At 66.5% G+C, this 24,272-nt stretch carries 24 protein-coding genes; 4 read left to right on the top strand and 20 right to left on the bottom strand.

Features of this window, described 5'->3' with window-relative positions; all coding sequences use genetic code 11:
• Positions 1-33: 33 nt before the first annotated feature.
• The 10 genes from L1080_RS08675 to L1080_RS08630 all read right to left on the bottom strand — a co-directional run bounded on the left by L1080_RS08675 (position 34) and on the right by L1080_RS08630 (position 11,418).
• The gene (locus L1080_RS08675) at positions 34-2,409 is read right to left on the bottom strand and encodes a RelA/SpoT family protein (RefSeq protein WP_109330548.1); all 2,376 of its coding nucleotides are present in this window, start codon (positions 2,407-2,409) and stop codon (positions 34-36) included.
• Between the two features lie 62 nt (positions 2,410-2,471).
• Positions 2,472-3,005: an adenine phosphoribosyltransferase gene (locus L1080_RS08670; RefSeq protein ID WP_204164763.1), complete on the bottom strand. Its 534-nt coding sequence runs from the start codon at positions 3,003-3,005 to the stop codon at positions 2,472-2,474.
• A complete protein-coding gene (locus tag L1080_RS08665; RefSeq protein ID WP_250763669.1) occupies positions 3,002-4,738 on the bottom strand; it encodes an ABC transporter substrate-binding protein in 1,737 nt (578 codons plus the stop codon). Before L1080_RS08665 ends, L1080_RS08670 begins: the two co-directional genes overlap by 4 nt.
• Before the next feature lies 1 nt (position 4,739).
• On the bottom strand, positions 4,740-5,975 hold the full coding sequence (secF, locus tag L1080_RS08660; protein WP_159926467.1) for a protein translocase subunit SecF: 1,236 nt from the start codon (positions 5,973-5,975) through the stop codon (positions 4,740-4,742).
• Positions 5,972-7,651 (bottom strand): protein translocase subunit SecD, encoded by a 1,680-nt coding sequence (secD, locus tag L1080_RS08655; protein WP_159926465.1) that lies wholly within the window; start codon positions 7,649-7,651, stop codon positions 5,972-5,974. Before secD ends, secF begins: the two co-directional genes overlap by 4 nt.
• Before the next feature lie 141 nt (positions 7,652-7,792).
• Positions 7,793-8,137, bottom strand: a complete 345-nt coding sequence (gene yajC, locus L1080_RS08650) for a preprotein translocase subunit YajC (RefSeq protein ID WP_159926463.1) — start codon at positions 8,135-8,137, stop codon at positions 7,793-7,795.
• Positions 8,138-8,274: 137 nt separating this feature from the next.
• Entirely contained in the window at positions 8,275-9,372 is a 1,098-nt protein-coding gene (gene ruvB, locus L1080_RS08645; protein WP_109330560.1) for a Holliday junction branch migration DNA helicase RuvB, read from the bottom strand.
• Positions 9,369-9,965, bottom strand: coding sequence for a Holliday junction branch migration protein RuvA (gene ruvA, locus L1080_RS08640; RefSeq protein WP_250763672.1), 597 nt, complete (start codon positions 9,963-9,965; stop codon positions 9,369-9,371). The genes ruvB and ruvA overlap by 4 nt, the downstream gene beginning before the upstream one ends.
• Entirely contained in the window at positions 9,962-10,531 is a 570-nt protein-coding gene (gene ruvC, locus L1080_RS08635) for a crossover junction endodeoxyribonuclease RuvC (protein WP_109330564.1), read from the bottom strand. Before ruvC ends, ruvA begins: the two co-directional genes overlap by 4 nt.
• A 134-nt stretch (positions 10,532-10,665) precedes the next feature.
• Positions 10,666-11,418 (bottom strand): YebC/PmpR family DNA-binding transcriptional regulator, encoded by a 753-nt coding sequence (locus tag L1080_RS08630; protein WP_109330566.1) that lies wholly within the window; start codon positions 11,416-11,418, stop codon positions 10,666-10,668.
• Positions 11,419-11,561: 143 nt separating this feature from the next.
• On the opposite strand from L1080_RS08630, the gene L1080_RS08625 reads away from it, so the two are divergent.
• Positions 11,562-11,918: a GntR family transcriptional regulator gene (locus tag L1080_RS08625; protein ID WP_159926459.1), complete on the top strand. Its 357-nt coding sequence runs from the start codon at positions 11,562-11,564 to the stop codon at positions 11,916-11,918.
• Complete coding sequence (locus tag L1080_RS08620; protein ID WP_250763676.1) at positions 11,915-12,841, top strand: hypothetical protein; 927 nt, start codon at positions 11,915-11,917, stop codon at positions 12,839-12,841. Before L1080_RS08625 ends, L1080_RS08620 begins: the two co-directional genes overlap by 4 nt.
• On the opposite strand, the gene pdxT is transcribed toward L1080_RS08620, so the two are convergent.
• Both pdxT and L1080_RS08610 read right to left on the bottom strand, forming a co-directional pair.
• The gene (gene pdxT / locus L1080_RS08615; protein WP_159926455.1) at positions 12,838-13,446 is read right to left on the bottom strand and encodes a pyridoxal 5'-phosphate synthase glutaminase subunit PdxT; all 609 of its coding nucleotides are present in this window, start codon (positions 13,444-13,446) and stop codon (positions 12,838-12,840) included. The genes L1080_RS08620 and pdxT overlap by 4 nt on opposite strands.
• Positions 13,443-14,297: an acyl-CoA thioesterase gene (locus L1080_RS08610; RefSeq protein ID WP_159926453.1), complete on the bottom strand. Its 855-nt coding sequence runs from the start codon at positions 14,295-14,297 to the stop codon at positions 13,443-13,445. Before L1080_RS08610 ends, pdxT begins: the two co-directional genes overlap by 4 nt.
• A gap of 55 nt (positions 14,298-14,352) precedes the next feature.
• Here L1080_RS08610 and L1080_RS08605 point away from each other — a divergent pair, with 55 nt between their 5' ends.
• The gene (locus tag L1080_RS08605; protein ID WP_250764971.1) at positions 14,353-14,976 is read left to right on the top strand and encodes a nucleoside/nucleotide kinase family protein; all 624 of its coding nucleotides are present in this window, start codon (positions 14,353-14,355) and stop codon (positions 14,974-14,976) included.
• Between the two features lie 12 nt (positions 14,977-14,988).
• Here the strand turns inward: L1080_RS08605 and L1080_RS08600 are convergent, their stop codons facing one another.
• Complete coding sequence (locus L1080_RS08600; protein ID WP_250763679.1) at positions 14,989-15,810, bottom strand: acyl-CoA thioesterase; 822 nt, start codon at positions 15,808-15,810, stop codon at positions 14,989-14,991.
• Positions 15,811-15,891: 81 nt separating this feature from the next.
• Between L1080_RS08600 and L1080_RS08595 the strand changes: the two genes are divergently transcribed.
• Positions 15,892-16,695, top strand: a complete 804-nt coding sequence (locus tag L1080_RS08595; protein WP_250763682.1) for a UbiA family prenyltransferase — start codon at positions 15,892-15,894, stop codon at positions 16,693-16,695.
• A 59-nt stretch (positions 16,696-16,754) separates the two neighbouring features.
• Here the strand turns inward: L1080_RS08595 and pdxS are convergent, their stop codons facing one another.
• The 7 genes from pdxS to thrS all read right to left on the bottom strand — a co-directional run bounded on the left by pdxS (position 16,755) and on the right by thrS (position 24,237).
• Entirely contained in the window at positions 16,755-17,657 is a 903-nt protein-coding gene (gene pdxS, locus L1080_RS08590; protein WP_159926445.1) for a pyridoxal 5'-phosphate synthase lyase subunit PdxS, read from the bottom strand.
• Between the two features lie 151 nt (positions 17,658-17,808).
• Positions 17,809-18,831 carry an NUDIX hydrolase gene (locus L1080_RS08585; RefSeq protein WP_159926443.1) on the bottom strand — a complete coding sequence of 341 codons (1,023 nt, stop codon included), beginning with the start codon at positions 18,829-18,831 and terminating at the stop codon, positions 17,809-17,811.
• Positions 18,828-19,955, bottom strand: a complete 1,128-nt coding sequence (locus L1080_RS08580) for a glycosyltransferase family 4 protein (protein WP_159926441.1) — start codon at positions 19,953-19,955, stop codon at positions 18,828-18,830. The genes L1080_RS08585 and L1080_RS08580 overlap by 4 nt, the downstream gene beginning before the upstream one ends.
• Positions 19,952-20,857, bottom strand: a complete 906-nt coding sequence (locus L1080_RS08575; protein WP_250763685.1) for a phosphatidylinositol mannoside acyltransferase — start codon at positions 20,855-20,857, stop codon at positions 19,952-19,954. The genes L1080_RS08580 and L1080_RS08575 overlap by 4 nt, the downstream gene beginning before the upstream one ends.
• Positions 20,854-21,519: a phosphatidylinositol phosphate synthase gene (pgsA, locus tag L1080_RS08570; protein ID WP_109330586.1), complete on the bottom strand. Its 666-nt coding sequence runs from the start codon at positions 21,517-21,519 to the stop codon at positions 20,854-20,856. The genes L1080_RS08575 and pgsA overlap by 4 nt, the downstream gene beginning before the upstream one ends.
• Before the next feature lie 79 nt (positions 21,520-21,598).
• Positions 21,599-22,174: an ATP adenylyltransferase gene (locus L1080_RS08565; protein ID WP_109330588.1), complete on the bottom strand. Its 576-nt coding sequence runs from the start codon at positions 22,172-22,174 to the stop codon at positions 21,599-21,601.
• Between the two features lie 5 nt (positions 22,175-22,179).
• On the bottom strand, positions 22,180-24,237 hold the full coding sequence (gene thrS / locus L1080_RS08560) for a threonine--tRNA ligase (RefSeq protein ID WP_250763688.1): 2,058 nt from the start codon (positions 24,235-24,237) through the stop codon (positions 22,180-22,182).
• Between the last annotated feature and the right edge of the window lie 35 nt (positions 24,238-24,272).

The raw sequence follows: 24,272 nt of genomic DNA, 5'->3' as shown, positions 1-24,272 counted from the left end.
TCCCGTTCGTGCATGCGGGACAGGGCGGAGCTGTCAGGCGGCGGAGGTCACCCGGTAGACGTCGTAGACGCCCTCCACGTTCCGGACGACGTTCAGCACGTGGCCGAGATGCTTCGGGTCACCCATCTCGAAGGTGAATTTGCTGATGGCCACCCGGTCACCCGACGTCGTCACCGACGCCGACAGGATGTTCACCTTCTCGTCCGCAAGAGCCTTGGTGACGTCGGAGAGCAGCCGGTGCCGATCGAGGGCCTCGATCTGGATGGCAACGAGGAATACCGAGGACGGTGACGGCGCCCACTGGACCTCGATGATGCGCTCGGACTGCTCCTGGAGAGACCCGGCGTTGGTGCAGTCGGTCCGGTGCACGCTGACCGCGCCGCCCCGGGTGACGAAGCCCATGATCTCGTCGCCCGGAACCGGCGTACAGCATTTGGCGAGCTTCGCGACGGTTCCTTCCGCTCCCGGCACCAGGACACCGGCGTCGCCGGTACTGCGCGGGCGCATCGGCATGGTGGACGGCGTGGCCCGCTCGGCCAGCTCCTCCTCCACGTCTCCGACACCACCGAGGTGGGCTACCAGTCGCTGCACCACGTGCTGCGCAGACACGTGGCTTTCCCCGACCGCGGTGTACAGCATCGACACGTCCGTGTAGTGGAGTTCGTGTGCGATAGCCGCCATCGATTCGGCGTTCATCAGTCGCTGCAGCGGGAGACCGACGCGTCGCACTTCCTTCGCGATCGCGTCCTTACCGTTCTCGAGCGCCTCCTCCCGGCGCTCCTTGGCGAACCACTGCCGAATCTTCGTCTTCGCCCGAGGGGACACCACGAACGACTGCCAGTCGCGGCTGGGGCCCGCATTGACCGCCTTGGAGGTGAAGACCTCCACCACTTCTCCGTTGTCGAGGGTGCGCTCGAGGGCGACCAGCCGCCCGTTGACCCGGGCGCCGATACAGCGATGCCCGACCTCGGTGTGGACTGCGTAGGCGAAGTCGACGGGCGTCGACCCTGCGGGCAACGTGACCACGTCCCCCTTGGGGGTGAACACGAAGATCTCCTTGACCGCGAGGTCGTAGCGGAGAGACTCGAGGAACTCGCCCGGATCGGCGGCCTCACGCTGCCAGTCGAGGAGCTGCCGCATCCACGCCATGTCGTCGACCTCGGCGACATCACCGGAGTGCTTGCCCTTGGTCTCCTTGTACCGCCAGTGCGCTGCGATCCCAAACTCGGCGGTACGGTGCATGTCGTGGGTGCGGATCTGCACCTCGAGTGGCTTGCCCTCGGGCCCGACCACGGTGGTGTGCAGCGACTGGTAGACGCCGTAGCGGGGTTGCGCGATGTAGTCCTTGAACCGGCCTGCCATGGGCTGCCACAACGAATGCACCACACCCACTGCCGCATAGCAGTCGCGGACCTCGTCGCAGAGGATCCGCACACCGACCAGGTCGTGGATGTCGTCGAAGTCGCGCCCCTTGACGATCATCTTCTGATAGATCGACCAGTAGTGCTTCGGTCGGCCTTCGACCACCGCGTTGATACGCGACGCCGTCAGGGTGGCGTTAATTTCCGCGCGCACCTTGGCCAGGTACGTATCCCGCGACGGCGCCCGGTCGGCGACCAGCCGCACAATTTCGTCGTATTTCTTGGGATGCAGAATCGCGAACGACAGGTCCTCGAGCTCCCACTTGACGGTCGCCATTCCCAGCCGGTGCGCCAGCGGGGCAATCACCTCGAGAGTCTCACGTGCCTTGCGAGCCTGCTTCTCGGGCGGCAGGAACCGCATGGTCCGCATGTTGTGCAGGCGGTCCGCCACCTTGATCACCAGCACGCGGGGGTCGCGCGCCATCGCGATGATCATCTTGCGGATGGTTTCACCCTCGGCCGCGTTACCCAGAACGACCTTGTCGAGTTTGGTGACGCCGTCGACGAGGTGCGCCACTTCGTCGCCGAACTCCTCGGTCAGCTGAGCGAGCGAATACCCGGTGTCCTCGACGGTGTCGTGCAGCAACGCCGCGACCAGAGTGGTCGTATCCATGCCGAGCTCGGCGAGGATGCTCGCGACGGCGAGTGGATGGGTGATGTACGGATCACCGGATTTGCGCTTCTGACTGGCGTGCTTTTCCTCGGCGACGTCGTACGCGCGCTGGAGGAGGGCCAGATCGGCCTTGGGATAGAGCTCGCGATGCAGACTGACGAGGGGCTCGAGAACCGGCCGGATGGTCGCGTTCCGTTGCCCCGTGATACGCCTGGCGAGTCGCGCTCGTACCCGGCGCGATGCAGACGCCGGAACGGCGAATCCCTGCGCTCCGCGGCTGTTGCCGGAAGCGGGATCCGCTACAGGTGACTCGGCATCGGACTGTGCAGACGAAGGGGATTTCGCGTTCTGCGACCGATCGAGATTCGAAGTCATGCCGTCACCTCCTACCACTGGTTAGCTGGGCCTTTCGGCACCACCAGGCACAACTTTAGTACTCAGACCGTGACGAGGGACGTGAGCGGGTACTTTCCGAGCCGCGTCCTGCCACCGAGGGCCGCGATCTCGAGAACCACCGCCACACCGATCACTACGGCACCTGCCGATTCGAGGAGGCGAGCGGTGGCCTCGATCGTCCCACCGGTGGCCAGGACGTCGTCGACGACGAGCACCGAGCGGCCGTCCAATCCAAGGGAGTCGGCAGGGATTTCGAGCGTCGCCGTACCGTATTCGAGGGTGTACGACTGTGCGAGCACCGGCGGCGGAAGCTTGCCCGCCTTGCGCACCGCCACCACGCCGGAGCCGAGCTCCCGTGCGACCCCGCCGCCGAGAAGAAATCCTCGCGCGTCGACGGCGGCGATCACCTCCGCATCCGGCGCGCATGCGGCCAGCGCATCGACCACGACGCGGAATCCGGTGGCATCGGAGAAGACGGGCGTGAGGTCCGCGAACCGCACCCCAGGCTCGGGAAAGTCGTCCGCCCACCGGGTGAGCCGGGTGACGACGTCATGTGCGGAAGAAGTGTCGGTCACCGCCGCAGAACCCACCTGTCCATATTCCATCCGGCGCCGGAACGCGTCGGATTGACCGTTCCGGCCTCCAGACCCGCTGCGAACCCGACGGTGCGAGGCTGATTGAACAACGGCACGGTGGGCACCTCCGACCACAGGATGTTCTCGGCCTCGGTGGACAAGGCCAGCTGTGTTGCGGTCGAGCTGTCGACCGCGAGCTGATCGACGATCTGGTCCACCCGGCCGTTGGCATAGTCCCCGAAGTTGTTTCTGCTACCGCCGCGAAGTGCGTACATCGAGGTAGTCGGCGCCGCAGTCCCGGCCGCGCCCGGAGCGGACGCCGTTCCCGCGAGCAGCGCGTCCACCTGTCCGTCTCGCAGCATCGACGGAGTGAACTCTTCGGACCCCGCGTCCTGCACGGTAATTCCGGCCGGGGCGCACGCCGCGGCCACGGCAGCCACGATCGCGGCACGGCGCGGATCGGGTCCCAGGTATCCGATCCGCACGGTGGCCGCGGTGTTGTCGGTCTCGGCCAGCGCCGCAGTGGCTGCGGTCGTATCCGACGTCTCGTACCGGCCACCGGCGGTTGCCGCGACCGACTCGTACACGAGGCTGTCGGGTGCCGTGAACCGGGTGTCGACGGAGGCCGCGGCGGCACCGTCCTCCGCGGCCTTTCCGAATTCCGCGGCCAACTCCTCGCGGGGCAGGCAGGAGGCGAAGGCGCGGCGCCCGGCCGGGGTCTCGAACAGCCCCGACGTGGACAGCACGAACTGCTCGACGCTGCGCGAGGGCACGTCTGTCACGTCGAAGCCGCCGAGTTCGATGTCCGGGACCGATCCCGTGGCCACGTCGACCACCTCGACGGACTCGTCTGCGATGCGCGCAGCCAAATCGGCCGCCTTGGGCCACACGACGATTCGGGAGGTGGCGGGACGATTTCCCCACCAGCGGTCGTTCGCCACCAGCACCAGGCCTTCGTCCGCGGAAAACGATTCGACCTTGTAAGGCCCGGACGCGGGGAAGAGGGCGAGATCGAGCTCGCCGGGCGTCATCGTCCATCCGTCGTTCCAGAAGTCTGCGATCCGGGCGAGCGCCTCGTTGTCCGAATTCTGAACGGCGGCAACAAGGTCGGGAACACCGGCGGCGCGGGCGACCACATGGGCGGGCATCATCGACGTCGCCCCGAACAGCGACCGCCAATCCGTGAAGTTTCGCCCCGCCTTGAAGGTCACCGTGGCTTCCTTTGCCCCAGTCTGGCAGTCGACACGGTCGATGTCCGAGTAGCCGGCGGTACTGGCCGCATCGAACAGCGGAACCGTTGCCTCGCCGGGTCGGGTGAACCGCCCGCTGTTCGCGGCCCAGGTGAGCACGAGATCATCGCAGGACATCGGAACTCCATCGGAATACACCGAATTGGGATTCAGCTTGTACTGCACCGTCAGCGCGTCCCCCGGCACGGCGTTGGCCGTGCCGATGTCGGTGTCGGCCACTGGCCCACCCTCCGGCCCGGTATAGGTGAATCCGGGCAGCACGCGGGCGAACGCCTGCCGTGCCCCCGACACCGAGCCGGCCACGGTTCCGGCGTTGTAGGTGGTAACGGTGCTGTCGATCGCGTACCCGATGGACGGGATCTGCTCCCCCTCGTCGGAGCATCCGACGAGCGTGCCCGCGAGCACGACGGTGGCGAGCAGGCCGGCGCCCGACACCGCCGCAGCGCGGTGGTGTCGGGTTCGAACTCGGGCCGATGCGCGCATGTCAGTGCCTCTTCTTGTGGCGCTTCCCGGTGGGACGCGTTCCGGGCCGGGGCGCACCGCCGGCGGCACGCCGCGGCGCGGCCCCCGCCGTGGCCCCGGCGCTCACTCCGGTCGGGGACGTTGCGGCGGCCGTCTTCACCGACGCGCCCTCCGCGAGCGCTGCTCGGCGAGCGAGCACCTTACGTGTGTGTGCAGCCACGGGACCCCACCGCTCCTTGAGTGACACCAGCAACGGCGTCGCGAAGAAGATCGACGAATACGCACCGACGATGATGCCGACGAGCTGAACCAACGCTAGATCCTTGAGGGTGCCCACACCAAGCATCCACACCGCGATCACCATCAGCGCAAGGACCGGCAGGACGCTGATCAGCGTGGTATTGATCGAGCGCATCAGCGTCTGGTTGACCGCCAGGTTCGCTTGCTCCGCGTACGTTCGGCGGGTCAGGTGCAGGATGCCGCGAGTGTTCTCCTCGACCTTGTCGAACACCACCACCGAGTCGTAGAGCGAGAAACCGAGGATGGTGAGCAGGCCGATCACCGTCGCGGGCGTGACCTCGAAGCCGACCAGTGAATACACGCCCGCCGTCACGGCGATATCGAAGAACAGTGCGACGATTGCCGCGATCGCCATGTCCCGCTCGAAACGGACGGCGATGTACACGCTGACGAGGACGAGGAACACCAGCAGCGCGATCAGCGCCTTCTGGGTGATCTGACCGCCCCACGTCTCGCTGACATCCGCGACGCTGATGGTGTTCTTACTCACCGCGCCGTTGCTGTCCTTGGGCTGGAACTCCTCGTACAGCGCGTCCTGGAGCGTGATCACCTGAGCGGCGTTGAGCGCCTCGGAGCGAATCTGCACCGTTGCGCTCGATCCCGACCCCACCGTTTGCACGGTGACGGGATCCGTTCCGAGCGCCTCGCTGTACACCTGTTCCACCTGCGCGGTGTCGACGCCGTCACCCGCGGGAAACTGGATGCGCGACCCTCCCTCGAAGTCGATACCGAGAGTGAACCCACGGACGAGGATGCTCAGCAGGGAGATGAGCACGATGACACCCGTCAGGATGTAGTAGAAGCGTCGCCTCCCGATGATCTCGAAGGCGCCGGTTCCGGTGTAGAGCCGGGAGAGCAGGCTGTGTTTCGGCATGGACGCCTGGTCGACACCCGAGTCGGACAGCGAGGTTTCGGCGTCCGCCGGGGATCCGGCCTGGGACGTGGTCGATTCGCTCATACTCGTGACTCCTTCGCCGACGCTGCGGCAGCCTTACGTTCCTTGGCGATCTGCTGCACGGCTCCCAGCCCGTTGACGCCCGGCCTGGACCAGAACGGCGACTTCGACGCCAGGTGCACCAGCGGCCACGTCACCAGGAAGACGACGACGACATCGAGGATCGTGGTCAGTCCGAGCGTGAACGCGAACCCGCGCACCTGACCGACCGCGAGCACGTAGAGGACGGCGGCGGCGATGAAGCTCACCGCATTTCCCGAGAGAATCGTGCGGCGCGCCCGAGCCCAACCGCGGGGAACAGCCGACCTGAAACTCCGGCCTTCCCTCATCTCGTCCTTGATTCTCTCGAAGAACACCACGAACGAGTCTGCAGTCATACCGATACCGATGATCAGACCAGCGATACCGGCCAGGTCGAGGGTGAAGTTGATGTACCGGCCGAGCAGAACCATGATCGCGTACACCATCACACCCGACAGCACCAGCGACAACGCTGTGAGCACCCCGAGCATGCGGTAGTACAGCAGGCAGTAGAGCAGCACGAGGATCAGACCCACGAGGCCGGCGATCAGACCCGCCTCCAGCGAGGCGAGACCGAGCGTCGCCGACACCGTCTCCGCCTCGGATGCCGCGAACGAGAGGGGCAGCGAGCCGTATTTCAACGTGTTCGCCAGTTCCTTGGCACTGGTCGCCGTGAACGAACCGGTGATCGAGGTGGAGCTGCCGGCGGGTGTGGCGCCCTGGACCACCGGCGCACTGACCACCTTGGAGTCGAGGGTGAAAGCTGCCTGTTTGCCGATGTTCTGCGACGTGAACGCGGCCCAGGTGTTACTGCCCTCCGTCTTGAACGTCAGGCTCACCTCGTGCCGCGACTGCTGGGAGTTGTAGCCGGACGTGGCGTCGGCGATCTCCTGCCCGTCGATGATCGACGGCGCGAGCAGGTACACCGCTTGGCCGTCGGTGGAGCACGCCACCAAGGGCAGCGCCGGATCGTCGTTTCCCCGCAGCGGGTCGGGAACCGAGCAGTCGAGCGTCGCCATCGCCGCCTGCTGTACTGCGGGGTCCGTACTCTGTCTGCTCGCGCGTGCCGCTGCGATCTCGTCGGCGGCCTCAGCGGTCTCGGACCCGGAGCCGTCGGCCGGGGCGGCCTCGTCGGACGGGGTCGGTTCGGCGGGTGCGGACGGATCCTGCGCCGGGAACGGACGGTTCTGTGGTGCCGGTGCCGGCGTGGCAGGTTCCGGTGTCCCGGTGGGCTCGGCCGGGGTTTCGCCGGCGGGAGCCTGCGCGCCGGGGGCAGCCGCCGCCTGCGACGTCTGCACAGGACGCACGTAGAGGCGGGCGGTCTGACCGAGCGAACGCGCCTGAGCACTGTCGTCACCAGGAACGGTGATCACCAGGTTGTCACCGTCGATGACTACCTCCGAGCCGGAGACTCCCAGCCCGTTCACACGGGTCTCGATGATCTCCTGCGCCTGACGCAGGCTGTCCGGCGTCGGCTTACTACCGTCGGGTGTGCGCGCCGTGAGGGTGACTCGGGTCCCGCCTTGCAGGTCGATGCCCAGCTTGGGTGTCGCGGACTTGTCGCCAGTGAAGAACACCAGGGCATACAGAACCGCTACGAGCACCGCAAAAACGGTGAGGTAGCGGACGGGATGCACCGATCCTGTGGAAGGTGCCACGATCTCTATGTCTCCTCAGTACGTGCAGTTCGAGTGGAACGTTCGGTGGGCACCCCGCCGCCCCTGCAGGGCTCGGCCCCGTGCAACGCCCGCCGCGCCTCGGACGCGACGGCTACGCGCGGTACGCAGCGGATGCGTCGATCAATCCTTGGTCAACCGCGGCGTGGTGTCTCCGCCGTTCTCGCGGTCATCGGGCGCAGCGTCAGACGCGGGCTCCCCGGGCTCGATCGGAGAGTCGACGATCTGCTCACGGATGACGAGGCGCGACCAGGTCGTGATCACGCCGGGGGCGATCTCGAGGTCGACCGTGTCGTCGTTCATCGCGACGATCGTCCCGTGCAGCCCCGCAGTAGTCAGGATGCGGTCGCCGACCGAGAGGGATTCCTGGAGAGCGGTGGTCTTGGCCATCTCCTTCTTCTGCCGGCGGATCCCCAGGAACATGGGAACGAGCAGCGCCAGAATGAGCAGCGGGAAGAGAAAGTCCATCGGTAAGTCAACCTCGAGGTGTGTCGCACGATCCGTAGCGCACCGGTCCCGGTTGGACCGATGCAGTACACCAGTGTGCCATTACCGTCCCGTACATCGGTTCGGTCGGCATGCGGCGGCGCGTTCCGCCCGGCCGATCAGGGGTCTTCCGGATCGAACAACGAGGCCTGCGGTTCGTTGACCCGCACCTCGATTCCGCCGGCGACGGCGTCCGGTGGCGGCGTCAGCCCGAGTTGGGTCCACGCGGCGGCCGTTGCCACTCGACCGCGGGGTGTGCGGGCGATCATGCCCGCCCGGACCAGGAACGGCTCGCAGACCTCTTCGACCGTCGCCGGCTCCTCACCCACCGCGACAGCGAGGGTGGACACGCCGACAGGGCCGCCACCGAAGCTTCGGACGAGGGCACTGAGAACGGAACGGTCGAGACGGTCGAGGCCCAGTTGGTCGACGTCGTAGACGGCGAGTGCCGCGTGGGCGATGTCGCGGGTGATGACGCCGTCGGCACGAACCTCGGCGTAATCACGCACCCGGCGCAGCAATCTGTTGGCGATGCGGGGGGTTCCGCGGGACCGGCCGGCGATCTCCGCCCCGGCCTCCGCACCGAGCTGCACACCGAGAATCCCTGCCGACCGCATGAGGATCTGCTCGAGTTCGGCGGGTTCGTAGAAATCCATGTGCGCCGTGAACCCGAACCGGTCGCGTAGCGGCCCCGTCAGCGCCCCCGAGCGGGTGGTGGCACCGACCAGCGTGAAGGGGGCAACTTCCAGGGGAATCGACGTAGCGCCCGGCCCCTTGCCCACGACGACGTCGACCCGGAAGTCCTCCATTGCGAGGTACAGCATCTCCTCCGCCGGACGGGCGATGCGATGGATCTCGTCGATGAACAGCACGTCCCCTTCGACGAGGTTGCTGAGCATGGCGGCGAGATCACCGGCCCGCTCGAGCGCCGGTCCGGAGGTCAGCCGCAACGACGACCCGAGTTCGGCGGCGATGATCATCGCCATACTGGTCTTTCCCAGGCCGGGTGGTCCGGACAGCAGGATGTGGTCGGGGGTGCCGCCGCGCATCTTCGCGCCGGTCAGGACGAGTTGGAGTTGTTCCCGCACACGGGGCTGACCGATGAAGTCGTGCAGGTTCTTGGGGCGCAGACTGGCTTCTATGTCGCCGTCGCCGGCAACGAGGTCGGGCGATACCGGTGACTCGTCCTCGAAGTCCGCGTGGGATTCGAGATTCATCGTGTCTTCCCGAGCAGGGACAGTGCGGAGCGTAACGCTGCGGACGTCGTCGATTCAGGTGATTCCACCAAGACGGAGTCGGTGGCCTGCTCGGCCTGCTTGGCCGGAAATCCGAGGCCGACGAGGGCTTCGACGACCTGATCGCGAATCGAACCGCTCCCGGCGGCGATCGCCACTGCCCCCGACGACGCAACCGCGTCCACCTTGTCGCGCAGTTCGACCACCATTCGTTCCGCTCCCCGTTTGCCGATCCCCGGTACCCGGGTCAGCGCGGTCACGTTGCCCTCGGCCAGGGCTGTGCGCAATGCGTCCGGTTCGAGGACAGCCAGCGTGGCCATGGCGAGCCGCGGTCCCACTCCCGACACCGTCTGCAAGAGGCCGAACAGTTCCTTCGACTCGGAATCGGGGAAGCCGTACAGCGTCATCGAGTCTTCACGCACGATCATGGCGGTGATCAGGCGGGCTTCACTTCCGCGGTGCAGCCCGCCGAGGGTGGCGGGGGTCGCGTTGACGCGGTATCCCACCCCTGCGGACTCGATCACCGCATGATCGAGCGCGATCTCGAGTACCTCGCCGCGGACGGACGCGATCATCGTGTACCTGCCTTCTTCACCTCGGCCAACCGGGCCTGGTATCGACGTTTCTGTTCGGCCGCGGCCGCCTCGGCCCGGGCCATGCGTTCGATCATCGGCGCTCGCCAACAGTGACAGATGGCGAGTGCCAGGGCATCCGCGGCGTCGGCGGGCTTCGGTGCGGCCGCGAGTCGCAGGATGCGCGTCACCATGGCCGTCACCTGAGCTTTGTCTGCCGATCCGCTGCCCGTGACCGCGGCCTTGACCTCGCTCGGAGTATGGAAGCAGACCGGGATCCCGCGGCGGGCGGCCGCAAGCGCGACCACACCACCGGCCTGCGCCGTGCCCATGGCAGTGCGCACGTTGTGCTGGGAAAACACCCGCTCGATGGCGACGACCTCGGGTCGGTGAAGGTCGATCCACGACTCGGCCGCCTCGGAGATCCGCAGCAGCCGGGCAGACAACTCGAGATCCGCGGGGGTACGCACCACGTCGACAGCCACCGGGATGACCGTCCGTCCTCCTGCGCCGTCGACCACACCGAATCCGCACCGGGTCAGACCGGGATCCACACCCAGCACACGCACGCCATGCCACCTCTCCCACGCCGAACAGCTGTTCGATAGCTTAGCCGGGGGGTCGGACGGTGAGGCGCACCAACACGCAGGACGAGTCGGGGCGGGCGAGCACCGCTCCCCCGCCCCTCACCGGTTGCCGGCGGTCAGTCCTCCAGCTCGGCGAGGACCTCGTCGGACAGGTCGACATTGGTGTAGACGTTCTGCACGTCGTCGGACTCCTCGAGAGCGTCGACGAGCTTGAAAACTTTGCGTGCCCCGTCTGCATCGACGGGAACCTCGACGGACGCGCGGAAGTCGGCCTCGGCGGAGTCGTAGTCGATTCCTGCCTCCTGCAGCGCGGTGCGCACGGCGACGAGGTCGGTGGGCTCACTGACGATTTCGAACGTGTCACCGAGATCGGTGACCTCTTCGGCCCCCGCGTCGAGGACGGCCATCAACACGTCGTCTTCGGACTGATCACCCTTCTCCAGGGTGACGACGCCCTTGCGGGTGAACAGGTAGGACACCGATCCCGGGTCTGCCATGTTGCCGCCGTTACGGGTCATCGCGGTACGCACCTCACCCGCGGCGCGGTTGCGGTTGTCGGTGAGGCACTCGATGAGGACGGCGACACCATTGGGTCCGTAGCCCTCGTACATGATGGTCTGCCAGTCGGCACCGCCCGCTTCTTCACCGGCACCGCGCTTGCGTGCGCGCTCGATGTTGTCGTTGGGCACCGAGGTCTTCTTGGCCTTCTGGATGGCGTCGTACAAGGTGGGGTTTCCCGCAGGATCGCCACCGCCGGTACGGGCCGCCACCTCGATGTTCTTGATCAGCTTCGCGAAGGCTTTGCCACGCTTGGCATCGATCACGGCCTTCTTGTGCTTGGTGGTGGCCCATTTGGAGTGGCCGCTCATGCGATTCAAGCCCCTTTCCTGCTGCCTGTGACACGCCGAATGCGCGGTTTCAGCTCTGACGATGTTACCCGCCCCTCCGTTGTTGCTGCGCGTTCCGGTGCACCGACTCGCTTTTATCGCCATTGTTTGCATAGAATGCAAACATGTTGATGCGAGTCGACCACGGGTCGAGCACTCCACTGGGCGAGCAGATCGCCGCGAATGTGCGCGGAGCGTTCATGAGGGGAGAGATAGCGGCCGGCGATCGCCTGCCCTCGGCCCGTGCGCTGGCCGAGTCCATCGACGTCAACCTGCACACCGTCCTGCGGGCGTACGCCGTGCTGCGCGACGAAGGACTGATCGACCTGCGGCGCGGACGGGGAGCGGTGATCCGCGCAGACACGAATTCCGCCCACGCCGGACTCACGGAAGCCGCCCGAGCATTCGTGGCCGAAGCACGACGCCTCGGCCTGGACACAGACCAGATGATCGACATGATCAAGGAGATTTCGAAGAAATGACCACCACCCGCATACGCCTCGGCGTCGGTGCCGCCGCCACCGTGCTTCCCCTACTCGCCCTCGTCGTCGCGCGGATCGGCTGGGGGGCTGAAGTGCCTCCCGTGATCCCGCAGCACTGGTCCGGGACGCAGCCGGACCGATTGGGGAACACCACGACGTATTTCTGGATCGCGCTGGCCGTGTGTTGCGTGGCCGCAGTGGTCGCCGGTCTGGTGGTGGCCCGCGACAGAAGTGACGCCGCGCTGTGGATCCCGATCACCGCACTCACCACCTGGACGGTGTCCTCGGCCTGGATCCTCGGTGTCGCCCTCACCGTGCGCGCCGGATCCCCTGCCGCCGCCACGATGGGCGCATGGATCGTCATCCCGCTACTCGGGTTGGCTTGGGGCGCGGCGGTATTCGCGATTGCACCCAAGGCAACCCGGGCGCGGCTCAGTGGGCCCACCCCGACCCTGTCCCCACCTCTGACGCCCAGCGAACGGGCCTCGTGGACGGCATACGCCCGCGGCCCCTGGGCCGCTGCGCTCACCCTCCTCATGACGGCCGCCGCGATCGGATCCCTGCTGATGGGCGTCTGGTGGCTCGCCCCGCTCTTCCTGATCCTGGCCGTGGCGAGCGGCGTATTCGCCTCTGTCGGTGTGCACGTCGATCGAGCGGGTCTGACGCTGTCGTCGTGGAATGTGCGGTGGCGGCGAATTCCCCTCGACAGCATCGAATCGGCTCAGGTGGCCACCATCCTGCCCGCCGAGTGGGGTGGATGGGGTTACCGTTTCAGCCCGCGAGGCACCGCAGTCGTGGTACAGGGCGGCGAGGGAATTCTGCTCACCTGCCGGGACGGCAGACAGTTCGCAGTCACGGTCCCTGCCGCGGAGCAGGGTGCCGCCCTGCTCAATTCGCTGCTGGCAGTGCGGGCAGCGAGTTAAGCCTCACGGACGAGGTCCACGAACAACTCGTGTACCCGCCGGTCGCCGGTCACCTCGGGATGGAAGGAGGTTGCCACCACGCGGCCCTGCCGGACGGCGACGATGCGTCCGGCAGCGGCGCCGCCCGACTCGGGGACACGAGCGAGCACCTCGACGGCGTCCCCGACCCGCTCGACCCAGGGGGCGCGGATGAAGACGGCGCGTACCGGATCGCCGACGATGCCCTCGAAGTCGAGGTCCGACTCGAACGAATCGACCTGCCGCCCGAAGGCGTTGCGGCGAACCGTCATATCGATCGCGCCGAGATGTTGCGCATCCGGCCGGGTGTCGAGGATCTCGCTCGCGAGGAGGATCATTCCAGCGCAGGAACCGTAGGCGGGCAGGCCGTCCCGTAGTCGCGTCTTCAGCGGCTCGAGCAGCTCGAAGATTTCCAGCAACTTGCTCATGGTGGTCGACTCGCCGCCCGGAATGACGAGACCGTCGACCTTGTCGAGCTCTTCCGGACGACGAATACCCACGGCGTCGGCGCCTGCGTCCTGCAGTGCGGCAAGGTGTTCACGCACATCGCCCTGGAGAGCGAGAACACCGACGAGGGGACGGGTCATGCCATATTTCCTGTCTGGATGTCGTTCTTGTCCTGGTCGCGTTGGATGCGGGTCAACCCCTCCTGGACCACCGCGGCCACCATCGCGCCGTTCTGGTCGAACATGCGGCCCTGGGTGAGAGCCCGACCGAATCCAGCAGAAGGTGAAGTCTGGTCGTAGAGCAGCCACTCGTCGGCGCGGAACGGGCGCATGAACCACATGGCGTGGTCGAGTGACGCCGTCTGGGTCACCACGCCGGGGTGCGGCACCTTCGACGCTCCGAGCAACGTGATGTCACTGAGGTACGCGAGGGTACAGATGTGAAGCACCTGGTCGTCCGGAAGCTTGTTGCGGTATCGCATCCAGACACGTTGCTGGGCGGCGATACCGGGAATCGGCTTGACGGCATCGGACGGAACGATGCGGACGTCCCATTCCTTCCACTCCTGATACAACTCGCTGTTCGCGAACTCCTCGACGGTCTGCGCGTCGACGAGTTCCTCCGGATCCGGCACAGACGGCATCGTGTCCTGATGTTCGATTCCGGCGTCCTCTGCGTGGAAGGAGGCGGACATGGTGAAGATCGCCTTGCCGTCCTGGATACCGGTGACGCGGCGAGTGCAGAAGGACCGGCCGTCACGAATGCGGTCGACGAGATACACGGTCGGCTCGGTGGGGTTACCCGGCCGCAGAAAGTACCCGTGGAGCGAGTGAACGCGAAACCTCTCGTCGACGGTGCGGACCGCCGACACCAGCGACTGACCGGCCACCTGGCCACCGAAGGTCCGCTTCAAAACCGAAGGATGCACCGCGCCGCGAAAGATGTCCTTCTCCAGCGCTTCCAGTTCGAGGATGTCTTCAATGCTCGCCATGTGCCCTCCTACGGTGCCCGTCAAGGTTATCTGCCCTGTTCGCGCTCGAGGCACGATGGGTGTCATGACGATGTTCACACCGACGAGCCCGGAAGGACTCGTCACACTCGTCACGACACGCTGCCTGGACGTCGACGGCACGGCTCTCGTCGCGATCGACGCACCCGACGGCGCTCGCCCGGAGCTGCTGGCGAACGCAGTCTGCGCAGCACTACGCGAGCGCGGACGCCCCTGTGACGTGGTCTCGCTCCACGACTATGTTCGACCGGCTTCCCTGCGCTTCGAGCACGGACGCGTCGACGAGCTGAGTTACCGCACGCTGTGGTTCGACTACGAGGCGCTCGACCGGGAGGTCCTGCGGTCGGCACGCACCGACGGCGTCTGGTTGCCGCGCCTGTGGGACGAAACGGCCGATCGCTCGGCGCGGTGTGCGCGTGTTCCCACCGCGGCGCGGCAGGTACTCCTCGTCACCGGTCCGATGCTCCTCGGGCGCGGACTCGACTTCGACGTCACTGTGGCCCTTCACCTGAGCGAGGGAGCGTTGCGCAGGCACACACCTGCAGATGCGCTCTGGACCGTGCCCGCGCTCATCCGGCATGCAGCCGGCGTCCTCGATCCACCGGACCTGCTGGTGCGATACGACCATCCACCGAAGCCGGCCGTGCAGACGCTTCGATGACGAGGCAGTGATTCACTCGGCGCGCAGGAACCGGGTCAACCCTTCCTGGACCACCGCTGCCACCAGGTTCCCGGCCCGATCGAAAATTCGGCCCTGGGCCACTGCCCGGCCAAAACCTGCGGACGGTGACGTCTGGTCGTACAGCAACCACTCGTCCGCGCGGAAGGGCCGCAGGAACCACAGCGCATGATCGAGAGAAGCACCGTTGATCTGCACATCCTTGTGGGGTGTCATGGCCGAACCGATCAGCGTCATGTCGCTCATGTACGCCAGCGCACACACGTGGAAAACCGGGTCGTCGGGCAACGTCTTCCGCGAACGGAACCACACCTGCTGCTGCGCGGCCATTCCGCGTCGGCGGTCGACCTCACCGTCACCGACCATCCTGATGTCCCAGTCGGACCATTCGCGGGCAAGCCTGGCGATCTCGGGGTCGTCCGAATCGCGGGCAAAAGGCAGGTTGTCCGGCGGCGGCACCACGGGCATGGCGTCGTGGTGCTCGATGCCGCTCTCGGAGACCTGGAAGGATGCGGACATCGTGAAGATCGCTTGACCGTCCTGAACCGCACTCACTCGCCTGGTCACGAACGATCGCCCATCTCGAATCCTGTCGACGAGATACACGATCGGCATGGTCGTGTTGCCCGGCCGCAAGAAGTAGCCGTGCAGCGAGTGCACCGCGAACTGGGGGTCAACCGTACGCACCGCAGCCACCAGCGCCTGCCCGGCCACTTGCCCGCCGAAGGTACGGGAAAGGGTGGTCTCGGTGGCAATGCCGCGGAAGATGTTCTTCTCGAGACGTTCCACCTCGAGAATTTCATCGATCGTCGCCATCTAGTGTCCCTTCCCGATGTTGTTCCGCTGACACTCTCACATCCCGAGCCGTCGGAGGCCTCGTCGTGGCAGCGTTGGGCCATGGCCCTCTCCACTGCCGTGTCGCTCGTGCGCACCGCGCACCCCGGCCCGGCCGCCGCGGTCACCGTGCTCACTCTGGTGATCGCGGTCGGTATGGATGCGAATCCGGGCACCGTGATGGTCCTCGGAACCGCAGTGCTGAGTGGTCAGCTCGTCGTCGGATGGACCAACGACCTGCTCGATCGCACCCGCGACCAGCTGGCCGGCCGTACGGAAAAACCTCTCGTCACCGGACGCATATCCGTGACCGCTGTCCGCCGGGCTGTCGGCATGGCATTCGCGACATGCGTGGTCGCGTCCTTGCTCTGCGGCCTGGAGGCGGGGCTTCTGCACCTGGTGCTCGTCGGTGCTGCCCTGGCATACAACGCGGGACTCAAATCGACGGTGTGGTCCTGGCTCCCGTACGCACTGGCGTTCGGAGGGTTACCTGCCGTCGTGTCACTGGCGCTCGACCCGGCGCAGATTCCGCCGCTGTGGATGGTGGTGGCCGGCGCACTGTTCGGGATCGCGGCGCACCTACTCAATGTCATGCCCGACCTCGCCGCGGACGCAGCCACCGGCGTGCGGGGGCTGCCACATCGCCTGAGCGCCCGCACCATTCGGATCGTCGCGGCACTGACCCTGGTGGCCGCCTCGGCCACCGTATTTCTCGGAACCGGTAACCCAGCCACGGTGTGGCACCGGGTATTGCTGGGCGCCGTTCTCATTCTTGCCGCGATGACCGTCCGGGCGCCGAACAGAACGCCGTTCTACGCAGCGATCGCCGTCGCCGGCGTCAACGGCGTGATGCTCCTGCTCGAGTGAACCGGGCCGACGACCCAGAAAATCGTCGGCCCGGATCGGTCACCGGTCGAGCGTGTAGATCACCAGCCGCGTTCGGCGAGGCGGTGCGGAACCGGGATGTCGTCGACGTTGATCCCGACCATCGCCTCGCCCAGCCCGCGAGAGACCTTCGCGAGCACGTCCGGGTCGTCGAAGAAGGTGGTGGCCTTCACGATCGCCGCGGCCCGCTCCGCCGGGTTACCGGACTTGAAGATCCCCGACCCGACGAACACCCCCTCCGCGCCGAGCTGCATCATCATCGCCGCATCCGCCGGGGTCGCGATGCCACCGGCGGTGAACATGGTGACCGGCAACTTCCCGGCCTTCGCCACCTCGACCACCAGGTCGTACGGCGCCTGCAACTCCTTCGCCGCCACATACAGCTCGTCCTCGCTCAGCGACGTCAACCGGCGAATCTCCCCACCGATGGTCCGCATATGCGTGGTGGCATTCGACACATCGCCGGTACCGGCCTCACCCTTCGACCGAATCATCGCCGCACCCTCGGTGATCCGCCGCAACGCCTCACCCAGGTTGGTCGCACCACAGACGAACGGGACGGTGAACTTCCACTTGTCGATGTGGTTCGCGTAGTCGGCCGGGGTCAGGACCTCGGACTCGTCGACATAGTCGACCCCGAGGGACTGCAGGATCTGCGCCTCGACGAAGTGCCCGATCCGGGCCTTGGCCATCACCGGGATCGAGACCGCGGAGATGATGCCGTCGATCATGTCCGGATCACTCATCCGCGACACCCCACCCTGCGCGCGGATGTCCGCGGGCACCCGCTCGAGCGCCATCACCGCGACCGCGCCGGCGTCCTCGGCGATCTTCGCCTGCTCGGGGGTGACGACGTCCATGATGACCCCACCCTTGAGCATCTCGGCCATGCCCCGCTTGACGCGCGCAGTGCCGGTGGTGGGGGTGGTGTCGGGGGTGCTCACAGCGAACTCCTGGGTAGTGGCGTGGTGGAACTTCGATGGCGGCATGCGCGAGCGACGACGTTCACGCTGCTTTGTTCGATTCTAGGACGACGGCCCGCGATGCTCTGTAGCCAGTCTCGGATTGCTGGCCTCGTCGAGTCCGCCCCGCGACTTACGTGATGGCGCGCACTTCGGGGTTGTCGGCGGCGGCTGCGACGGCTGCGGCCTCCTCGAGCAGATCGGCAAGATCGCGTGGATAGACAGCTTCACCGGCAGCCGTCAGTTCCCGGACACAGTCGGCAGTACACCACCGGTGTCCGGTGATGGTGCGCTCCTCGAGTTCTGTGAACCCGCCATGGTGAGGTTCGAAACCCTCCGTCTGCAGCGCGAAGAACAGTTCCTCGGAGCGAATCAGCTCACCGCCCCAGGAGAAGATCGCCACCCGGCGCCACATCGGGCCGCGAAGCGACTCCGCGGAAGCGGTGTACCCGGTCTCCTCGGCGATTTCCCGGACCGCCGCAGCACGCAGGTTCTCCCCTTTTTCGACCGCGCCACCGATCGTGAACCAGTAGTAAGTGTCGGGAATCTCCGGATCGTGGCCCCTCAGCAACAGCACACGGCCCCGCTCGTCGAGCAGCACCACCCGCGCGGACGTGCGTACGGAGTCGAGCGACAAACCGTCGGTGACCGCCGCAGCCGACGCCCGTTCCGTGATCTCGAAATAGGTGGGTAGCGGTGCGGTGCCGCCCAGGTGTAACCACCGAACGGGTCTGCGGGTACGTAGTGCCAGGGTGTCCCGCACGGCGTCGTTGTGGAAACGGCGCGCGATCAGGACCCTCGCCTCCGCGTCCGCGAGTTCCGCGACGAGCTGAGGTCTGAGATCTTCGGGATCGAGCAGCGAGAGCGCGCTGGACAACGCGTTCTCCGCGCTTTCGCGTTCGGTGCGCTCCGACCGCTCGGCGCGGGCGGCCAGGGCAGTGAGCCTTCTTGCCTCGGGTGGGTCCATCGCCGCAGCCGCAGCCCGCACGACCACCGCCCGACGGGCCAGCGCGGAGTCGAGGGCCTGCCAGGACAGATCGGAACGCACGTGCAAACGGTCGAGGCGGTTGGCCGTTCCGTAGGCCCACAACCCGATCACCAGAACGACCACTGCCACGAGGGCGAGAACGAAGATGGTCAGCGCGGAGAAGGTCACGATCCGACCTCGTGGACGCCGTCGCGCCCGACGGTTACCGTCTCGTACACCCGCAGAATCTGTTCGGCCACCACCGGCCAGTCGTATTCGGTGACGACCGTCCTCCCGACCTCGGTCAGTGCGGCACTGCGCGCAGGGTCGCCGAGCACGGAATCGATACCCTCGGCGAGCGCCGCGGAATCACCCACCGGCACGAGCACACCCGCCTGCCCGTCGCGGAGGACGCGGCGGAACGCGTCGAGTTCGCTTGCCACCACCGCGGCGCCGGCCGCCATCGCTTCCACCAGCACGATCCCGAAACTCTCCCCGCCCAGATTCGGGGCGCAGTACACGTCGGCACTACGCAGAGCCGACGCCTTCTCGGCGTCGCCGACCTGGCCGAGGAGGCACAAGTGCCCGAACAGCGGGCCCGCCTCACGACGTAGGCGGTCCTCGTCTCCCCGGCCGACCACCAGCACCTGCAGCTCCGGGTACTTGTCGACCAGCGCGGGAAGCGCGCGCAACAGCACCGACATGCCCTTGCGCGGCTCGTCGTATCGCCCGAGGAACACAATGGTCCGGCCCGGGCGGGGGTAGCCCGGCAACGGTTCGGCGTTCGCGAAGGCCCCCACGTCGACACCGTTGGGGATTTCGACGGCGTCCGACCCGAGCGATTCCACCTGCCATCGGCGCGCCAGTTCCGACACCGCGATCCGTCCGCTGATCCTCTCCAGGTAGGGCTGGAGGACTCCCTGAAAGGTGCTGAGCACCAATGATTTCGTCGTCGACGTGTGAAAGGTCGCCACGATCGGTCCCTCGGCCACCCGCATGGCGAGCATCGACAGGCTCGGCGCATTGGGTTCGTGGATGTGCAGGACATCGAAGTCGTTGTCGGAAATCCAGCGCCGCACCCGCGCGCTCGCGGCAGGTCCGAAACTCAACCGGGCCACCGATCCGTTGTACGGAATGGCCAGCGCCCGGCCGGCCGACACGACGAAGTCGGGCAATTCGATGTCGTCCGAAGCGGGGGCCAGGACGCTGACCTTGTGCCCGCGTTCGATCAACACCTCGGCGAGATCTACGACGTGGGCTTGTACCCCGCCCGGAACGTCGAACGAGTACGGACAGACCATGCCGATCTTCACGGGCTCTCCATACGCGTGAGTCTCGCCTGCGACAGGTCGGACAGCCAGAGCGGCTGCAGCATGTGCCAGTCCTCCGGGTGCTGTGCGATGTTCGCCTCGAACCGTTCCGCCAGCGCCTGGGTGGCCGCCGCCACCCCGACTGACGTATCGATCCGGGGATCGATACGGAAACCCCACCCGTCCTCGGTGAACCAGCAGTGCACGGGCAGGAGCGGAGCACCGGTGTCGATCGCCAGCTTCGCCGGACCTGCGGGCATCCGCGTCGGTTCCCCGAAAAATGTGACGGGAACGCCCTTCTTCGCGAGATCGCGTTCACCGAGGAGGCACACGATTCCGTTGTCGCGCAGGCGCGCCGACAATTCGACGAACGGAGGATGCTCTCCCCCGCTGAGCGGGAAGATTTCGAATCCCAGCCCTTCGCGGTAGTCGACGAAACGCTGATACAGCGACTCCGGCTTCAACCGCTCGGCCACAGTGGACAGCGCGCCCCAGTGCTGCACGCACCACACCCCAGCCATGTCCCAGTTACCGCTGTGCGGCAGTGCGAGTACCGCTCCGCGGCCCGCGGCTTTCGCGGCGTCCAGATGCTCCTGTCCTTCGATGAGGGCGTCGAGAGCCGCCCCGGTCTTCTCCAAATCCATGGCCGGCAGGCGGAACGCCTCCCGCCAGTACCGCGCATAGGACCGCAGCGACGCACGCACCAGCGACTCCGGAATCTCCTCCGGAGTCACTCGCAGCACGCGAGCAAGGTTGCGGCGCAACTGTTCAGGACCGCCGCCTTTGCGTGCGGCGAAGTCGGCACCCGTGTCGAACAGGGTGACAGCGACTCGCTCGGGCAGGGCGCGGACCAGCCGCCAGCCGGCCGCGTAGCCGAGGTCGGCGACCCGTTCACCGAGGCTCACTGCGCCGTCGCCTGTCCGTCTTCGGGCGTCGTGCCGGGTGCCGGCAGCGGGAGGACGTCCCGTGCGCCGGCCGACCCCCGCACCGCCAGAACCCGCTGGAATACCGTGAGCACGCTGCCCGCAGCGAGGAGCCACATGGCGATGTGGATCGCCCACGGCACGCCGAGCCCGGTGACACCGGCCCCGATGAGGACGATGACCAATCGATCGGGTCGTTCGATGAGTCCGCCGTCCGCGGACAACCCGCTCGCCTCGGCACGGGCCTTGGCGTAGGAGATCACCTGCGAGGTGACCAGGCACACCAAAGTCGCGATCACGAGCGGCTTGCTCGCCTCGTGGTACACGGCCCACCAGGCGAGACCGGCGAAGATCGCACCGTCCGCCACCCGGTCACAGGTGGCGTCGAGGACGGCGCCGAATCGGGTTCCCCCACCACGGGCCCGGGCCATCGCGCCGTCCAGCATGTCGAACAGGACGAACACGGTGATGACAACCGCACCCCAGAACAGATGTCCGCTGGGAAACAGCACGACCGCCCCAGCCACGGTCGCGACGGTCCCTATCACTGTGACCGAATCGGGGGTCAGCCCGGTCTTGACCAGAGCCCTCCCCAACGGCGCGGTCACCTTGGACACCGGTGCCCGTCCGAAAAAGCTCAGCACCTGCCCACCCCGTTCATCACGTTCTGCCACCGACCCTGCACGGAGGAGTGTGCGACCCCCGCGTCATTCATCTATCGAGTCATTCATTCCAAGCCTTCGCCAGCAGACCGCGGGTCTCGCGCAACAACTGTGGCATGACCTTGACGCCGGCGAGGACCGTGATGAAGTTGGCGTCCCCACCCCACCGGGGAACCACATGCTGATGGAGATGTTCAGCGAGGGAGCCGCCGGCGGCGGCCCCCAGGTTCAGACCCACATTGAAACCGTCCGGCCGCGACACCCGCTTGATGACGCGCAGCGCCTGCTGAGTGAAGGACATCAGCTCGGCGCTTTCTTCCTCCGTGAGGTCCTCGAGCGCGGCGACCTTGCGGTAGGGCACGACCATCAGGTGACCAGGGTTGTACGGATACAGGTTGAGCACCGCGTAGACGTGCTCGCCGCGCGCGACGATCAGCCCGTCCTCGTCGTTCATCTTCGGGATGTCGGTGAACGGTTCGTTCGGAGTGTCCGGAGACTTCGGCGCCTCGGCGATGTATGACATGCGGTGTGGCGACCAGATCCGCTGCAGATGGTCCGGCTGACCGGGACCACGATCGACAAGACTACCGGGACTGTCTCGCATCCCGTCGGCGGTCACATCATCCCCTCCTGCCATGTGTGTCACCCTCTCCCACCGGGTTGGAGCAGCTCCGCGGTCGGGGACGCGTTCTCACGGCGCGCGACCCATTCGGTGACGATCCGAACGGCATCGTCCACGGCCACACCGTTCACCTGAGTGCCGTCGCGGAAGCGGAAGCTCACGGCACCCGCCTCGACGTCGCGGGCACCCGCGAGGAGCATGAACGGCACCTTCTGCGCGGTATTGTTGAAGATCTTCTTCTGCATCCGGTCGTCGCTCGCGTCGACCTCCGCGCGGATCCCCGCCGCCTTCAACTGCTTCACCACGTCGAAAAGATGATCGGCGAACGCTTCGGCCACCGGGATGCCCACCACCTGAACGGGAGCAAGCCAGGCCGGGAACGCACCTGCGTAGTGCTCGGTCAGCACACCGAAGAATCGCTCGATGGACCCGAACAACGCGCGGTGGATCATCACCGGCCGCTTCTTCGTGCCGTCGTTCGCCGTGTACTCGAGGTCGAAGCGCTCGGGCAGGTTGAAGTCGAGTTGAATGGTCGACATCTGCCAGGTCCGACCCAGGGCGTCCTGCACCTGCACCGAAATCTTGGGACCGTAGAAAGCGGCACCCCCGGGGTCGGGCACGAGGTTCAGCCCCGACGCCTCGGCGACCTCGGCCAGTGTCTGCGTGGCCTCTTCCCACACCGCGTCGTCACCGACGAACTTGTCCGGGTTCTTGGTGGACAGTTCCAGGTAGAAGTCGTCGAGCCCGTAGTCCTTCAGGAGCCCGAGAACGAACTGCAGGGTGGTGGCCAATTCGTCGCGCATCTGCTCGCGGGTGCAGTAGATGTGCGCGTCGTCCTGTGTCATGCCGCGCACGCGGGTCAACCCGTGTACGACACCCGACTTCTCGTACCGGTACACGGAGCCGAACTCGAAGAGCCGCAACGGCAATTCCCGGTACGACCGTCCGCGGGACCGGAAGATCAGATTGTGCATCGGGCAGTTCATCGGCTTGAGGTAGTAGTCCTGGCCCGGCTTGCGCACGGTGCCGTCCTCGTTCAATTCCTCGTCGATGTGCATGGCCGGGAACATGCCGTCCCGGTACCAGTCGAGGTGACCCGACACCTCGTAGAGGTGCCCCTTCGTGATGTGCGGGGTGTTGACGAACTCGTAGCCCTCGTCGACGTGCCGCTTGCGCGAGTAATCCTCCATCTCGGTGCGGATGATGCCGCCCTTGGGGTGGAACACGGGCAGGCCCGAGCCGAGCTCGTCGGGGAAACTGAAGAGATCGAGTTCGGCGCCCAACTTCCGGTGATCGCGCCGTTCTGCTTCGGCGAGCAGCTCGAGGTGCTGTTCCTGGGCCTCGGCCGATTCCCAGGCGGTGCCGTAGATCCTCTGGAGATCGGCGTTGTCCTGGTTACCTCGCCAGTAGGCGGCGGAACTGCGGGTGAGCTTGAACGCGGGAATGTGCTTGGTGGTGGGGATGTGCGGGCCACGGCAGAGGTCGCCCCAGATCCTCTCCCCCGTGCGCGGATCCAGGTTGTCGTAGATGGTCAGCTCGTTGCCGCCGACTTCCATGACCTCCGGGTCGTCGATGCCCGACTTGTCGTCGATCAGCTCGAGCTTGAACGGTTCCTTCGCCAACTCCGCGCGAGCCTCGTCGAGAGAGTCGACGACACGACGAGAAAACCGCTGAGAGCCCTTGATGATCTTCTTCATCCGCTTCTCGAGGTTCGCGAGATCCTCCGGAGTGAAGGGACGATCGACCGAGAAGTCGTAGTAGAAGCCGTCCTTGATGGGCGGACCGATGCCGAGCTTGGCCTCGGGGAACTCCTGCTGCACGGCTTGCGCGAGGACGTGCGCCGCGGAGTGGCGGATGACGCTGCGCCCGTCCTCGGTATTCGCGGCCACCGGCTCGACGTCGGTGTCCACGTCCGGCACCCACGACAGGTCCTTCAGCTGACCCTCGGCGTCACGGACCACGACGACGACGTCCGGACCCTTGCTCGGGTAACCGGCTTCCCGAACCGCGGTTCCGGCCGTAGTCCCTGCGGGCACCCGGACGAGGGCGGCGGGGGCGACGGATGCGGGCGTGGTCACAGCGATGTTCTCCTAGGTGAGGTATGCGGTGCAGA

It is taken from the genome of Rhodococcus sp. MSC1_016, assembly GCF_023667485.2.
Classification (GTDB): domain Bacteria; phylum Actinomycetota; class Actinomycetes; order Mycobacteriales; family Mycobacteriaceae; genus Rhodococcus_F; species Rhodococcus_F oxybenzonivorans.
The sequence above is the reverse complement of the archived record's forward strand: the minus strand, read 5'-3'. Positions and strand labels throughout refer to the sequence as shown.